Raw genomic sequence first — 14,879 nt, forward strand, 5'->3', positions numbered from 1 at the left:
GCCCAGAATTGATTCTGGGCTTTTTTATATGAAAAGAAAAAAAATATATATCGCTTATACAGGCGGTACAATCGGCATGAAACAGTCTAGCCGCGGTTACATACCCGCAGAAGGCTACCTTACGGAAACGGTAAAAAACAACGCAGAATTTACCCGTGAAGAAATGCCGTTATTTGATATTCATGAATACAGCCCATTAATCGACTCTTCAGATATGTCTCCTTATCACTGGCAGATCATCGCAGACGATATCAAAGCAAAGTATGATCAATACGATGGTTTTGTGGTTTTGCATGGCACAGACACCATGGCTTACACAGCATCGGCCTTGTCTTTTATGTTTGAGAATTTAACCAAACCAGTGATTGTAACCGGCTCGCAAATACCGTTATCTCAATTACGCTCTGATGGCCAAGTAAATTTACTGAATGCGATGTATTTGGCCGCCAACTACCCAATTGCTGAAGTCAGTTTATTTTTCAATAACAAGCTATTTAGAGGCAATAGAGCAACTAAAGCGCACGCAGACGGTTTTGATGCATTCTCCTCACCGAACTTGCAACCACTGGCACAGTCAGGGATAAGTATTAAATTAAAAGAAGGCAAACTCAGCCCTTATGTCGAGCAAGCTTTACAAGTCACTCCAATCACACCACAACCAATTGGCGTGCTTTATCTCTACCCCGGCATCAATATTGATATTATAAACAATATTCTAGAGGGAGATATTCGAGCTCTGATCTTGTTAAGTTTTGGCGTGGGGAATGCACCACAGCAAACGCTGTTCTTAGAAGCACTTAAAGCAGCCTATGATAGAGGCGTGGTGCTGATAAACTTAACCCAATGTATACAAGGCCAAGTAAATATGGGCGGCTATGCGACTGGTAATGCATTAATAAACTGTGGCGTCATTAGTGGCTACGATATGACTCTAGAAGCCTGCATTGCTAAGCTACATTACTTATTTAGCCAAGAGTTAGAGCTCGAAACGGTGCGACATTTAATGCAAGATAGCCTAAGAGGCGAGATCACACGCTAAACTTTCCAAGGCACAAACAAATAAAGAGCCAAAAACGGCTCTTTATTAAGTTGCACTTAAACGCGTCAAACTAGTCTTCGGGCCCTTCAAGGGTAAATACCAAATGTAGACGCATATTTTTTAACACAACACCCTTTTTCATCATTGCTGCGCTTAGCAATTTTTGCCACTTTAAAAGATCAGGTTTAGCTTTTAGCATCATTTCTTCACTGTCGAATTGGAACCTTAGCAACAATGAGCTTGGAAACAAGTGATATTCCATACTAAACCAGCATTGCAACATACCCGGGATCTCTGCGCGAGCTTGCTCTTCTAATGTGTCAGCAACTTCTAATACAACCGCTTGTTGTTTTTTTTGCACAGCAGACAACTTCTTCATAAAAACATTCCAAATATGAATAAAATAACTCAGCTCGGATGATAGCAAACCTAACAGAAAACCCACACACTAATGGCGATTAAACACGGCTCATTTAAAAAATACTCAACACAAATTCGCTTGTCGCCCATAAAATGATTGCTCTCTATCCCGGTGTTAATGATTTCGCCTTAAGTGTGTCAATGATCTGCGCACTTACCCAATAAATATCACCCTCAGAGCCTTCACCCTCTTTAGCAGTTAATGGACTTCTATTAAAAAAAAGATATTTTCCATCGGGAGAAACATAAGCACTCGCTTCCATTGCGTCGGTATTTATTGTTTTCCCTAAATTAACCGCATTGCCCCATGAGCCATCATTATGGCGAAAGCTAATATAGAGATCTTTATCTCCAAAACCATCCGCCTTTTCACTGTCCCATATCAAGTATGATCCATCTGCTGCGATAAAAGGATGAGCAGTCCACTTGCCTGAATTAATATGTGAGGGTAATAGCTTAGGCGGTTGACGTTGACCGTTTTTCATCTCAGATATTCGCAATACGTCGTGGTTTTTATAATCGTCAAATATATAAGTCCCTTGTATTGATGAAGATAAACGCATGATCCCCCAATCATCGCGGTCAAACAACTTCCCCAAACTTTTAACAGTTGACCAACCACTTGATGTACGCGTCATGTATTGGCTCCCCAAATGCATGGTATTGCCATCAGGTGCCAGTGTTGGCCTCCCTACCCTAGGACCTACAACAGACTCTTTCCATTGATTATTCTCTAATTTGAAGCGGATTAACCACCATTTTTCCGTATCAACATTTAGCCGCGAAAAGTAAAACTCTTTCATATCTGGCGTGAAGGAGCCACTAAAATCACGGTGTCGCGTCGAAACATACCCTGGTGCAAATATTTGGGGTATAAGACTCGGCGGTTCCTGTCCTAAATAAGGCCCTTCTAAAACAGGTATATTATCCTGATTGTTATTGTCATCAGTTACAACACACGCAGACAGTAACAACAGAGCTGGCGTCAAGATAACTTTCATATTTATTTCCTTTCTTGCAGAGCTTGTAATGCTGTACGACCACTTATATACAGCTCAAGAGCCGCTCAATGTATGCAAGATCAGATTAAGAGTCCTGACGTATGTATGATTTTTAAATGATTTCTCAATGATAGCGAGTGAGGGCCTCTCGCTAGGCCTATAACAAAAAGAAATTGTACGCTTTTACTAGAGTGGTTTAGTTATGGAGAAATGAAGTGTTTATCATTTAATGTGCCATATCATTACTAACCTTACAGACTATGTGCCATCAACATAACACTTTTTCATTTCGCACAAACTCTTATGACACTAAAAGCGCGCCTGAGATATACGTGCAATTAGTCATAGTTTATTCACTGGGTGTGATAGGCCCGACTGTATGAACAGCTTACAGACGGGCTATTTATTCAGTCAAGTTTTACCAACGTCATATGATTCGGGTTTCCCAATAACGTGGTTAACTGAGGGAGGTCTTGGTCACTGATCTCAATATACAGAGCGAGTAAACTTTCACTATCTTGTGTTGCGTCTTGGCATTGTAAATAATGCTGTAATAACTCAAACCCCGCAAGTCCAGATACCCATATAGAGAAAAGTAATGAAACCAAGAGTAGTAGTACCCAAACGCCTACTGCCAAATTGAAATAGAACGCCAAAGACGATACAAGCATCACCATTGAAAGCAACGTGAAACACTCTACCTTTACAATCTTCATCACATTCTTAGTTAACCATGTGTGCAGTGGATGCGGTTTCTTTCCGCATAGGGCCGATATATCTTCTGTTTCTGCAAACCCCTCAACCTGCTGCTGCACATTGATAAAAGCTGGATAGTTTTGACTTGTTACAAGATAATGAAGCATCTTTTACATCTCATGATTGCGTGTAAAGATTATTACGTCAGTCAAACCGTTTTGGGTCACATAGATTGGTTAAATTTCAAACAAAAAAATTTAAAAATAAAAGTTCCTATATTTCATAAGCATAATAAAAAAACACCAATAGAACCGTAAAAAGCCGAAGTGTTGATTTGTGACACCAGCCATATTATCTGAATTCGAGCCTTTTTAAAGAGTAAACAAATTGCTGCATAAAGCGCATAAAATAATTGCAATAATCAGAATGAAATTTTTGCAAAATAACATAGTAGTTTGTTGAACTTCCAATAAATATGCATAAAAATTGACTCTGAGCATGTTACTGTGGATTAATAATATTGCAGCTAAAAAACCTGATGTTAACTAGATAAAGTCAGGTCGATAATACTCGCTGACGTACAATAGGCTAGTTATGAATGTAAGAAATCACTTTATATTAATGTCAGATCACAATACAAGAATGAATAAACAGATTTATAGTGTTGCACAAACTCTAAGTAAAGAGGCGCTCAATGAAAACCGTGGCGCGTTTTTTAAATCAATTATTGGCACGCTAAATCACATACTCATCGGCGATCTTGTTTGGTTAACTAGGTTTTCACAGTTCTCTGAAAGGTATACAACCTTACACCGTTTATCTAACTTCCCCTACCCTAAGCGCTTAGATGATATTTTATATTCAGACTTTCACTCATTACAGACCACACGCAAAGAGGTCGATTCATTAATCGGATCATGGCTTAAAAATGACACACAAGAGCGTGATTTCGATAACCAGTTACAATATACAAACTCACAAGGTGTTATAAGTAGACGTGATTTTGGCGAACTCATCAGTCATCTATTTAACCATCAAACTCACCATAGAGGGCAATTAACCACCCTATTTAGTCAAATGCAGCATGATGTTGGCCCAACTGACTTTTTACTTGAAATACCTGATACTCATAGTTAAATATATACAAAATCGAAATGATATTGAATATGGCATCCCCTATTAGAGCAAACTAAAATTGCTCTGCCAAAGCGTGGTACCACATACATTAATAGGCACTTTTAACAGCATCAATTAATGAGATAACTCATCACTATGGCATCAATATCGTTTTGAAGACCTTTAATAGCCAAGTTAATAGCCGATATCTCAGTGTGAGTGAACGCAGTATGGCTCAATAGCAAATGAACCGGATTGTCATGTACCACATAAGGCCATACTTTTAAGCTCACGTGACCAAGTTTCGTTTTGTAGTAATGAGCGCTAATTAAGTCATCAACAATAAAATCAACCCGACCTTTCATTAACAAAGCTATTCGGCTATTCGCACTCGCAAGGCCAATAAATTGCTCTGCAAATGTGGGATCAGACATAAGCTGCCTGATCTCTTCCCCATAATACGAACCAATGCTCAGACCGATTGTATGATCTTGATCCAAAATAGAGGTTAATTTTTCTATATTAGTAGGCTTTTTCATAGAGATAAGCCGCATCTTCTCTTCTCGATAACTCACAGAAAACGTGCCAAACATCTCTCTCGACTTGGTGTAGCTGGTCATTGTTGCCACATCAATCGTCCCTTTTTGCATTTCTTCGAACGTTCTGGCACTAGAGGGCAGTCTCACAAATTGGTAACACACTTTTGCACGCTCAAATATACGTTGCACAATTTCAACATCCAACCCTGTGGCACCTTGAGCATCGAATACAGTTAACGGCGGCCAACTTGCTACTATGCCAATTTTCTTGCATTGCTCAGACATGATAGCGCTGTGCACAGGGGTAATAAAACACAGGAGGTAACAGCATAGAATGAGTTTTACAACTGTCATAAATGGCGACTTTTAAGGATCATAAAACTTAATTATAGACGCTTTCATGAACTCAGAGAATGTTGCCAATATTGATAACAAGCGAGTGTCACACTTTGATGTTGAATTCGGGGAACCATTCAATCAATAACACTGTATCAATACACTTAGATATTACGTATTACCGCCAAAACACTATACATACAAGATACTTAAACAGTGATGCTAAAACATATATTATGAGGTAGATTGGTAATAGAAAAGAAATCACGATAATATTAACGTGCATATCCGTGGGCTCAATGAAAAGGAAAACAAGCACAGCTATGTTTTATACTATAATAACTATACTTCTGATTTTTATAAGCTTTATTATTTTTTTACCTAAGTTTAAAAGTGCGACTGAGCAATATAGCCTTGGTATTAACTTTATTCTGACACTCATCGCAACATTAGTTGGCGTCCTACTGGCTATTTCAATCACCAATTACGAAAGTGATAGAAAAGAAAAGCAAGATGTTATTAAACTACTAAACTCTGCCATAACCGCAGTTGACACATGCCAAGATTACAGCGAAGAACTCATAGAGTATTTTGATAACTTGCCTGACAGTGACAACTTTAAGCAAGAGTTCTATGTTAAAAACCCACTTCCTTACCCCACCTATTTAGATACACTGCTTATGCAAAGCATCGTCAGTAAAAATTTATCGGGTGCTGCGTTAAGCGAGTTAAATGAATTACTGATCAATTTAAAACGAAGCCGCCAAAATAATTCATCGTTATATCTCGTAGCCTTGAGCCAAGCTATTAAAGTGCTATCTCTAGAAATTGCGTTCCAAAACCGTGAAATAACAGAACATCAGTTAAACGCACAATTAAATAATATTGGTACAATAGCTGACTCAATCGACAACGATAAAAATAAATAACGTCCCATAGATAGCAGCTTACATCGTATTTAAGGTGCTATCTAATATTATATCAAGTCGCTTTGTCACTTTATAATGGTGTTAGGGTACATACCTTTAACCAAGGCAGCTCTGTCTATGTTACCTCCATCCAAATGCCCACTCTTGCTCATTTTTTAAGTCAAACCATTGGATTTCGAACGCGCGCTTGGTTAGCACAGCTTCAATTATGCAGTGCAACACGTGGCCTTCTTCATCAAACTCAACATCCGTGACCATAAAGTGCTTTTCTTTATGCTTGGGTGATACGGCCGTCCATTTGCTATTAAGTAATTTCTTTGGGTTGATTTTATGCATTGTTCATTTTACTTAATTAAATTTCTATAAGGTCAGCTTTACGTATGAATAATAAAAACAGATCGTAAAAACAAAATAATTTTAATAAGTTAGAGGTCCTTTGCGGCTAAAACCAACTTCATATCACAACCCTACAAGAGTAAAATAATACCAACCAACATCATCCATCACGTTACAAATCGACAAACCCCAATAATTAAACCCTGACAGTTTTACGTCAAGGGATCGGGTCATTACTTTATTACTGCCGCTGAATTTGCTACACCTATAGAACAACCATTTCGAGTATATGTGCGAATGATAGAACTTGAACAAACGTCACACCCATTAACTTACAGTATTAACACCACTGACCCTTGCGATATTGTGGCAGTAACAGCAAAGGGCTGTGGAAAACCTGATGAAGTTATCGATATGTATGAAAAAATTCAACACTTTGCACAATTACATCACATGACTAAAGTACTACTCAATGTCGTTGAGCTAAAATTGAATTATTCTGGGAGTGATGTTTTGAAAGTGACAAAAGTCATTGAAACACTCTTACCTCATTTTCGCGTCGCCCGCGTTGTCAGCCCAGCAGATTTCAGGAGTGACTTAATCGATTTGTTTGCTAATACTATCTCTCTCGAAATCAAAAGCTTCCACGATGAACACCATGCAATTGAGTGGTTAACATCCACGTAGTTTACTTCTATCCTATTCTTCTCCATTGCACCATTGACGTACCATACTGTGCTTTGAACTGTTTATTTAAAGCATTTGCATCTTGATACCCTACATGCGCACTAATAATATCAAAATTATCAGTTGTCGAGCGCAGTAAAAATTTAGTTTTTTCTAAACGAGCAAGCCTGACATATGCCGACGGTGATAAACCTACGTGTTTATGAAAACGACGGATCAAGGTTCTTTCACACACGTATAACCTCTTTGCCAAAACTGCGACAGTTAAAGGGCCTTGTTGATCAAATAGCTAACTACCAATCAATTTCTCAGTTTTAACTTTGTTGCTGATATTTGGGCATACCTAGCCCATTCATTTTATTTATTGCCTTCACTTTAATCATCGTTTCAGTATGCTGACTATTGAATTGACGACTTTTCAGCTTATCACCCATTACTTGTTTAAAACGATACATCGCCGTCTCGGCAAGTGAACGAAGATGGTACCCTGAATTCATTTTCCACTGCGTTAACCCTATTTGGTGCATCATAAATATGGCATTGTTTCTGGGGTGTCCTTCTTCCCAGTATTGGGCATTCTCTCTTGGCGGTACCCGCATAATCGCACCTTTTGCTGCGACCTCCTCATAGCAACTGCGTGTGTCATATGCACCATCACCTGTGACTCTGTCTATATTCCTACGCAGTGGCCTGATTAAATCGGCAAGGGCTTCACCATCTGACACATTTACCATCGACAGCTCAGCACCCACAATATCGTGACTTGTCGCATCAACGGCCAAGTGCAATTTTCGCCAAGTTCGGCGCTTAGTCGCACGATGTTTTCTTGTATGCCATTCACCATTTCCATACACTTTAAGGCCCGTGCTATCGACCACAATATCTATAAAGCCTTTGCCTGCGCTTTTTCTATATTGCACATCAAGTGTTTTACTGCGTTTGCATAAACAGCTATAACCCGGTGATTGCAGCGAGGTATCCATCGTAGTAAGTAAGGAATTTACAAACCCTTCTAAGGCCCTGAGTGGCAAATGGAATACGGCCCTTAAGGTTAAACAGGTTTCAATTGCTAAATCAGAATAGTAATTTGAACGACCACGGCCACCGTGCTTTTCAGTATTCTGCCACTTTGAGATGGCACTATCACTTAGCCAAATGTTGATGTTACCGCGTTGAACTAAAGCACGATTGTACTGTGACCAATTCCTAATTTTCTTCTTCATTTCAAGGCATGGGTTAAGGCATTTTATGATCTGATCACACCAAACCAAAGAAGTTCAATTATTTAGGAAACAAGGCCCAGTTAAAGACTCATTGAGCGCATCTTTTATATAATATTGTAACTCGAGTAACTTAAGATCCGAGTGTTGTTCAAAAGCATTGCATACCATAAACGGAGACTGAGACGTGTACGAAGTTGGCATAGTCAGCCAAGCTGTTAATTGATCACACAGCGGTTGACCTGCAATTTGACGAATAAAATGTAGCATCATAGGAAAGTAGCACTGCACAGCGCCCGCAGTGATGAATTTCCCGTCTTGGATATATACCGCTTCTTGGCTAACTCGCAGATCAGGAAAATATTGGTTATAAAACGTTTTTAGCCACCAGCAGCTGGTTAAACGGTGGTCTGTTAGTACTCCCGACACAGCCAGGTAGCTGACCCCAGTACAACATGCCAACACATAGTTACTTTGCGCTATTAGTCTCTGAATGTGTTTTTTATGTGGAATAACCTGATGGCAGTGCTGCCAAAGCTTTTCACGCCCCTCAAATTGGCTCCCTACCCAAATCATCACGTCACACCCGTGTACATCATGTAAAGCAACATCAGTCTGTACAAAGGTGTTCTGACTAGAGTAAAGTGTCCTGCCCGATAAACTCGTTATTTGCCATTCAAACAGCTTTTTCTTATTCAGTAGATTTGCAATATTAAGCACATCAATAATACCAGTTAAGCCGCTGGCCAACACATTATCTGGGCATATGAGTAGAACATTCAAACGCTGTCACTTATAACGATAAAATTGTCATATTTGACACATTAACGATGTTTTCATGTTTGGTAAAGTGACTCTATCTTATTCATTAGGTTTAATTTTATGTGGATCCACTACCCGCTTGCTTTTCTGGTCGCACTAATCGGATTTCTGTGGTTATTTACCATGGTACAACGCATCGTCGCTTTTAGATCAAAACAGATTTCAGTTGTTGATATTATGTTTGTTAGTAAACATAAGCTGCCCATCCGCACTGTGCTATCAGGAAACAACTACGATAACCAGTTTCAGCAGCCCATATTATTTATTGTGTTACTACATGGTTTATACCTTCAAAGTGTATCAGGTCAGTTTTGGTATGTATTATCAGCAATGTTTGTGATAAGTCGATACTGGCATTGTGCAGAGCATATATTTACCCAGCACCTGTTACGTCGCACCATAGCCTTTGTAATAGGATCTCTATGCTTATTTATTGGCTGGTTCAAATATGTACATATATTGCACAGCGCTTCATTGTGAAATCACCTGATGAGTATGAAAACCAGTTTATAGCTGGAAGCTAGAGGTCTACAAAATCGCGGGAAGTTACAAATTATCTTTTGATGTAATAGGGTCGTGGTACACATTCGGCTGCCAAATTTGCATTAATATTTCTGGATTCTCAACAGATCGAAAGCCATATTGCGAGTACAAGCCATGTGCATCTCTAGTTGCCAGCATTAAACGCCTTAAACCTTGAACTTCAGGATATTCAATAATGGTTTTAACCAACCACTTGCTTAACCCTTTACCTCTGCAACAATCAATGACAAAAACATCTGCTAAATAGGCAAATGTAGCTTTATCTGTTATTAGTCTTGCGAAACCAACTTGATTACCATTTTCCTCAAACACACCAAAACACCATGAATTTGAGATCGCTTTCTCTAAAGTAGCTCTAGGAATTCCAGAAGCCCAATAACTTTGAGATATAAACTGATAGATAACATCAATGTCCAAATCACTGTGATTTATACTAATTCTGAATCCTTTCAATGAACTTTCCTCCCTGAGGCATAACTATTTCGTATTTATGCAGCACGTTGTTTGTGCTGCATAATCGTTTGTTGGACTGAGCCGCTACCTGCTCGGTGTGTCTGAGTTGGTGTTATATTGGTATTTTATCTCTGATTGCTTTACGTAATTTTTACCTTGAGCAGTGCTAGATGGTGCAAAAAAATCGAAAGCTTCTCTTGGATTAATGACAAAACACATCTTCTCTCTAAGGTTTCTAGTTCTCAGCATAAGATAGAGCAGGCACATAAATATAGATTCACCATTTCAACCCAAATAGGCGAGGGATTTTTGACTGTCCTTTTTTCATATGGCCGTCCTTCATCTTTTTATTTATTTAGCAATTTGACGAACAGATTAGGTCTTCTTACGAAGGTATTGATTTAGCTCGGTTACATCAACACTATAAATATTCATAAGGCCATTATGAATACTTTCCTGTCGCTGAAGCAATTCATCATAATTGTTAACAGCTTTCACTTCAGAGTTTTTATCACTCGAGAAAAACAAGGTATTACCGTCAGCTGATAGAATAGGATCTGAGTCCATCCTGCGCGAATTGATTTTATCGCCTAGATTTATCGGCTTTCCCCATTTACCATCTTTTTGTTTAACTGATACATGTAAATCATAGTGGCCTAAACCACCCGCTCTCATTGACGTGAAAAACAACAGCTTTCCGTCCGTTGAAACCTCGGGATCTGCATCACTAGCCGTGGAATTGAGCTCTGAAATCTCAATTGGCGCTTGATATCCATCTGGGTGGTACTTAGAAATAAAGAGATCTACACCACCCGTCGTTCCTTTTATCACAGATGAGAAGTAGATATCATTATTGGTGTGCAAAGTCGGGTAGACCACATTATGATCTCCGTTAATTTTACCTGGCACTAACTCAGGCAGGCCAAATTTATCGCCATCATAGCTTACTTGCCACATTTTAAAGATATCGTTTTGCGCACCTTTTACCGGCCTTCTAGAGGTAAAATAAAATGTGTTACTGTCTTTGGAGAAGTACGGATTAGTATCGTGAAATTCGCCACTAAACGGCAGCAACGTTGGGGTTTGCCAAGTATCTCCTTGTTTGTGAGAAATGACTAGAGCGCTGTGTGAAAATCGGGCTAAAGCTCTAACAAACGCAAACTTTTTTCCATCTGGAGACAAACTAGAACCATACTCAAATTGATTGGTTGATACTGTATTTGGTGCAAACAAACTCGGTTCTAGATTGTTTAAAATCGTCTCTAACTTGTCATTGGCTTGTACAGACCATTGAGTAAAGATTGCTGAAATTAACACCCCTACTGTAGCGATTTTTTTATGCGTTATCATATAAATATCCTTTTTTAAGCTCTCTTTACTTTCTTTTTGATAATTGTATGTGTCTTGAATCAAGCGGCTTGACAAATAACTCTGTTCTAATAGTCAGATTATCAAAACATTTTTACTGACAAATTATACGCCCCTCGATTTTCCCTATAATACTCACATGGTAATCATGGGACAGTCAAAAATTTCTTACATAATTACGCACTCTACAATTGCGCGCTACATTCTCTACCGCTCACTACAAAAACATTAAAAAATGCGGCCAATGAATGTGCTTTTATTTCGCTTTTGCTGCCCTAAAATCGATTTCACAACTCACAAAAATAAAATAGCTAGTCGATATGCTCACTACGTTCGTACTGATGTTTTTGATATTCTATGGATAAAATACTGTGTTCCACCCCTTTGTGCCATTTGACGTCATTCTTTGTCGCATGTCGCATAAAACTTATTTACTCCCTGCAAAGTTTGCATATTGTCATCCAAAGCTTTATATCTGCTCTAACCATATCGTTTATTCTATATTAATAGTCACTAATATCTTGGTATCGAGTGGCTTATATTGCCTTTCTTTTTTGGGAGAACATTAGTGGCTATTGACAGAGTTAAGGCTCATATGTATTAACTGAATATTTTCACTATCCTGTTGGATTTATTTTTTGGGATATAATCAATTGATAAACATTGGCCATTTTTTAAAAGTTATCCAAATGGTCTTTGCCGTTAAAATATGAATTATCATCATAATTCGAAAATTCAAAGTAAACGGCGTTTACTTTGAAAGACTCCACCTCAGTCCCGTATTTAGGTATTTCTACACGATATTCTGATACACAGCCATCGACTGTTTTGTACTCTTTATTTTCAATCAAACCTTTGAGTTCAATTTGACTCGAGTAACTAAAATCATAAATGGAAACAGGTTGCTCTGTCACGTTAGGAACTACAATATTACTAGCGAATGTTGAACCAGCCATTGTCACTGCAATAGCTACCGAGGAATATTTTAGTAACTTATCATTATCAAATCCTTCTTATTTATAAATACTTAAAGCTTTTAAGCATCTTGACGATAATAAATATTAAGGAACAAATCAAATGAACTACTTCATATTAAATTCAAACTTGAAAACGGCTGGATTTATATTAAAGCATTGATATTAAGATATAATAATCAAGGAAAAAATTATGGATATAAAATCTTCATTGCAAAAGTCACAACATGACTTAGTCAATAATAATGCAGCTTTAGCAAAAACAAAATCCACTACCATCGAAGCGCAACCCCCAGTTCAAAAGCTCAACGCAGCCCCTGCATCGATTGAACATACGCCAGTCGCAAGCGACGAAGAAATAAAAAAATTTCAACAAGAGGCGTATGAATATAATGTTAAAAACTTTGAAATACAGGATAAAACACAAGCTGCTTTTGCCACAACTCTAAAAGAGTTTGAAAAATTTAAAGGTACACAGGCGACTTTACACCCCAATATAGATTTAAACTCTCTCGATCTTGCTCAAAAAGAGGATGGCACGCTGCAATTGGTCGGTGGAAGCATAGCTGACGCACTCCGTGCCGATCTGGAAACGCAAATAAATGCAAATGACGAGCTGAAAAGCGCTTATAAACAAGTGCATGAAGGTATGGCTGATATCGTTCGTTACTTTGATGTCAACAGTAATGCCGAAGCAAAAGACTTTTACGGTAAGTTTAGGCTAAATGAATTAAGTAACAGCTTTGAGAAACAATTTCACGACGACGGTTTTGGCCAAGATTATCATACGTTAGAAGAAAAGGTATTAAACAGCTCTTTACAATTCTCTTCTAAAATGGCTGACGCAATAAACCCAAGAATAAATATATCAGTATAAAATTGCGCGGAACAAATAGCTAACTACCAATCAATTTCTCAGTTTTAACTCTGTTGAGAGTTGGTGTCATTTATGCTGCGGGAGCTTGCTATTTGCTTTTAGTGGCGTAAATTGTCGCAAGCCTATTTTATCGGCTTATCTTTCGCGCTTAAGCCATCTCTGCATTACTCAGTACGTTTTATCCTGCCATTAGATCTAATTTTCGCTGATTTATCAATGATATTTTCACCACATACGCACTTTTCTAGCCCAAACACTTAAGCAGGTTAATCTGTTGATTTAATTCAGCAAGCTCTGCTGCTAACTCGTTCGTACTAGGTTGTAAATGAAAAACAATCAATTCTGGGGGAGGGGGGTTAGCTAAATTCACTCAATTTTTTATTAACAGTTTTAATAAATTCTATGATAGTTTTTATTATTAATGGAATAAATAACAAGGAATTAAATATGATATGTCCCGATATTAGTAATTTAGAGTTCTCTGAACGTGGAAAATTGGCAGTAAAAGAAATAAGAAGAATAAAAGGTGTTAATGAATGGCTTAGCTCTGCCATTGTAGTTGGTACCTTTGCAAATATTTTTGTTGGTAATGGTATGATAAAAAGCCATTATAATCTTACTCAAACTGATTTTAATTCTTTTAATAAGGCATTACGTGACTCCCCTAGCATTGCTAGAAAAACAATAAAAACGATATCAGGCCTTCAAGCTATTAGAGCCAAAAAAAGTAAAGAAAGACAATTTTGGAAAGCCGTATATAACGGTTGTGTGGCTGAAAAATGAAATATTTAATTTGTTTTTTTTCAATGTTTTTATCATTTTTTACATATGCGGATATGTCTGAGCAAACTCTTAAAGACTATCTTACTATTCAATATCACAACTCAATTAAAGCGTATGACATTAAGCTTGAAAAGTGCCAAAAAACAGAAGTGGTTATAACCCCTGATGACGTAAAGCACATTTCTGATGATTGGAGCGTACTAGGTACAGTTTTTTCTTATCATTATGCAAAAGTTCAAGATTTATGCTCGCATAATGAATTGGAGCGATTTACTGTACTTTCTGCAAAGCTACAGGCTTTAGAGGGTAGTGATCAGCTATTACTTGAACAGTATAACCAGTTGATTATGGCAATCCCCCTAGCTTACGAACGAACTAAGGCTGATTATTTTGTCCTACCTGAAGATATACGCGAGCGATTTTCAAATTTAGAAAAGCTAAAAAGACCATTTAACCTAATGAAAACAATGAACAAATTTAATTTTTAAAACTAAATATCTATTTTAAACTGAGCGCTTTTTTTAAATTAAAATGACAGAGCGGCCTTTTTATTGATTCAAACTTTATAACTAGGTCAGCCCTTTTGTTTAACTCTTTATTACTATTTTAATTATCCATTTAGCGTAGGGGAAAAGTATGAAAAACGCTATAATTTGAACATTTTTCTTCCCCTTAGTATACATAATTATAAAGCAATTAAATGTCTAGAGAAGACTGGTCGATTCAGTATGACAATTTGA

19 protein-coding genes are annotated in these 14,879 nt (G+C 37.8%); 8 read left to right on the plus strand and 11 right to left on the minus strand.

Annotated features, from left to right (window positions below; genetic code table 11):
- Positions 1 to 28 precede the first annotated feature (28 nt).
- On the plus strand, positions 29 to 1,039 hold the full coding sequence (gene ansA, locus PCIT_RS12130; RefSeq protein WP_010366814.1) for an asparaginase: 1,011 nt from the start codon (positions 29 to 31) through the stop codon (positions 1,037 to 1,039).
- A gap of 70 nt (positions 1,040 to 1,109) precedes the next feature.
- Here the strand turns inward: ansA and PCIT_RS12135 are convergent, their stop codons facing one another.
- From PCIT_RS12135 to PCIT_RS12145, 3 genes are all read right to left on the minus strand, one after another.
- Complete coding sequence (locus tag PCIT_RS12135; protein WP_010366815.1) at positions 1,110 to 1,418, minus strand: hypothetical protein; 309 nt, start codon at positions 1,416 to 1,418, stop codon at positions 1,110 to 1,112.
- A 145-nt stretch (positions 1,419 to 1,563) separates the two neighbouring features.
- Positions 1,564 to 2,460 carry a TolB-like translocation protein gene (locus PCIT_RS12140; RefSeq protein WP_010366816.1) on the minus strand — a complete coding sequence of 299 codons (897 nt, stop codon included), beginning with the start codon at positions 2,458 to 2,460 and terminating at the stop codon, positions 1,564 to 1,566.
- Positions 2,461 to 2,867: 407 nt separating this feature from the next.
- Positions 2,868 to 3,323: a hypothetical protein gene (locus tag PCIT_RS12145; RefSeq protein WP_010366817.1), complete on the minus strand. Its 456-nt coding sequence runs from the start codon at positions 3,321 to 3,323 to the stop codon at positions 2,868 to 2,870.
- A gap of 427 nt (positions 3,324 to 3,750) precedes the next feature.
- On the opposite strand from PCIT_RS12145, the gene PCIT_RS12150 reads away from it, so the two are divergent.
- Positions 3,751 to 4,293 (plus strand): DinB family protein, encoded by a 543-nt coding sequence (locus PCIT_RS12150; RefSeq protein ID WP_010366818.1) that lies wholly within the window; start codon positions 3,751 to 3,753, stop codon positions 4,291 to 4,293.
- 110 nt (positions 4,294 to 4,403) lie between these two features.
- On the opposite strand, the gene PCIT_RS12155 is transcribed toward PCIT_RS12150, so the two are convergent.
- Positions 4,404 to 5,096 (minus strand): substrate-binding periplasmic protein, encoded by a 693-nt coding sequence (locus PCIT_RS12155; RefSeq protein WP_010366820.1) that lies wholly within the window; start codon positions 5,094 to 5,096, stop codon positions 4,404 to 4,406.
- A 374-nt stretch (positions 5,097 to 5,470) separates the two neighbouring features.
- On the opposite strand from PCIT_RS12155, the gene PCIT_RS12160 reads away from it, so the two are divergent.
- Positions 5,471 to 6,076 carry a hypothetical protein gene (locus PCIT_RS12160; protein WP_010366822.1) on the plus strand — a complete coding sequence of 202 codons (606 nt, stop codon included), beginning with the start codon at positions 5,471 to 5,473 and terminating at the stop codon, positions 6,074 to 6,076.
- A 120-nt stretch (positions 6,077 to 6,196) separates the two neighbouring features.
- On the opposite strand, the gene PCIT_RS12165 is transcribed toward PCIT_RS12160, so the two are convergent.
- Positions 6,197 to 6,412 carry a TIGR02450 family Trp-rich protein gene (locus tag PCIT_RS12165; RefSeq protein WP_010366824.1) on the minus strand — a complete coding sequence of 72 codons (216 nt, stop codon included), beginning with the start codon at positions 6,410 to 6,412 and terminating at the stop codon, positions 6,197 to 6,199.
- Between the two features lie 297 nt (positions 6,413 to 6,709).
- Here PCIT_RS12165 and PCIT_RS12170 point away from each other — a divergent pair, with 297 nt between their 5' ends.
- Positions 6,710 to 7,099 carry a hypothetical protein gene (locus PCIT_RS12170; protein ID WP_010366826.1) on the plus strand — a complete coding sequence of 130 codons (390 nt, stop codon included), beginning with the start codon at positions 6,710 to 6,712 and terminating at the stop codon, positions 7,097 to 7,099.
- Positions 7,100 to 7,106: 7 nt separating this feature from the next.
- Here the strand turns inward: PCIT_RS12170 and PCIT_RS12175 are convergent, their stop codons facing one another.
- From PCIT_RS12175 to PCIT_RS12185, 3 genes are all read right to left on the minus strand, one after another.
- Positions 7,107 to 7,352 (minus strand): helix-turn-helix domain-containing protein, encoded by a 246-nt coding sequence (locus PCIT_RS12175; protein ID WP_273542009.1) that lies wholly within the window; start codon positions 7,350 to 7,352, stop codon positions 7,107 to 7,109.
- 61 nt (positions 7,353 to 7,413) lie between these two features.
- Positions 7,414 to 8,322: an IS5 family transposase gene (locus tag PCIT_RS12180; RefSeq protein ID WP_192992804.1), complete on the minus strand. Its 909-nt coding sequence runs from the start codon at positions 8,320 to 8,322 to the stop codon at positions 7,414 to 7,416.
- A 54-nt stretch (positions 8,323 to 8,376) separates the two neighbouring features.
- Positions 8,377 to 9,102, minus strand: coding sequence for a helix-turn-helix domain-containing protein (locus PCIT_RS12185; protein WP_010363858.1), 726 nt, complete (start codon positions 9,100 to 9,102; stop codon positions 8,377 to 8,379).
- Positions 9,103 to 9,201: 99 nt separating this feature from the next.
- On the opposite strand from PCIT_RS12185, the gene PCIT_RS12190 reads away from it, so the two are divergent.
- Entirely contained in the window at positions 9,202 to 9,621 is a 420-nt protein-coding gene (locus PCIT_RS12190; protein WP_010363859.1) for an MAPEG family protein, read from the plus strand.
- A 66-nt stretch (positions 9,622 to 9,687) separates the two neighbouring features.
- Here the strand turns inward: PCIT_RS12190 and PCIT_RS12195 are convergent, their stop codons facing one another.
- From PCIT_RS12195 to PCIT_RS12205, 3 genes are all read right to left on the minus strand, one after another.
- The gene (locus PCIT_RS12195) at positions 9,688 to 10,137 is read right to left on the minus strand and encodes a GNAT family N-acetyltransferase (protein WP_010363860.1); all 450 of its coding nucleotides are present in this window, start codon (positions 10,135 to 10,137) and stop codon (positions 9,688 to 9,690) included.
- Positions 10,138 to 10,512: 375 nt separating this feature from the next.
- On the minus strand, positions 10,513 to 11,487 hold the full coding sequence (locus PCIT_RS12200; RefSeq protein WP_010363861.1) for a TolB-like translocation protein: 975 nt from the start codon (positions 11,485 to 11,487) through the stop codon (positions 10,513 to 10,515).
- A gap of 692 nt (positions 11,488 to 12,179) precedes the next feature.
- Positions 12,180 to 12,461 (minus strand): hypothetical protein, encoded by a 282-nt coding sequence (locus PCIT_RS12205; protein WP_010363863.1) that lies wholly within the window; start codon positions 12,459 to 12,461, stop codon positions 12,180 to 12,182.
- Between the two features lie 211 nt (positions 12,462 to 12,672).
- Between PCIT_RS12205 and PCIT_RS12210 the strand changes: the two genes are divergently transcribed.
- The 3 genes from PCIT_RS12210 to PCIT_RS12220 all read left to right on the plus strand — a co-directional run bounded on the left by PCIT_RS12210 (position 12,673) and on the right by PCIT_RS12220 (position 14,627).
- Positions 12,673 to 13,356, plus strand: a complete 684-nt coding sequence (locus PCIT_RS12210) for a hypothetical protein (RefSeq protein WP_010363864.1) — start codon at positions 12,673 to 12,675, stop codon at positions 13,354 to 13,356.
- A 402-nt stretch (positions 13,357 to 13,758) separates the two neighbouring features.
- Positions 13,759 to 14,139: a hypothetical protein gene (locus tag PCIT_RS12215; protein WP_238348022.1), complete on the plus strand. Its 381-nt coding sequence runs from the start codon at positions 13,759 to 13,761 to the stop codon at positions 14,137 to 14,139.
- The gene (locus PCIT_RS12220) at positions 14,136 to 14,627 is read left to right on the plus strand and encodes a hypothetical protein (protein WP_010363866.1); all 492 of its coding nucleotides are present in this window, start codon (positions 14,136 to 14,138) and stop codon (positions 14,625 to 14,627) included. Before PCIT_RS12215 ends, PCIT_RS12220 begins: the two co-directional genes overlap by 4 nt.
- The last annotated feature ends 252 nt before the right edge of the window (positions 14,628 to 14,879 follow it).

It is taken from the genome of Pseudoalteromonas citrea (assembly GCF_000238375.3).
Taxonomy (GTDB): domain Bacteria; phylum Pseudomonadota; class Gammaproteobacteria; order Enterobacterales; family Alteromonadaceae; genus Pseudoalteromonas; species Pseudoalteromonas citrea.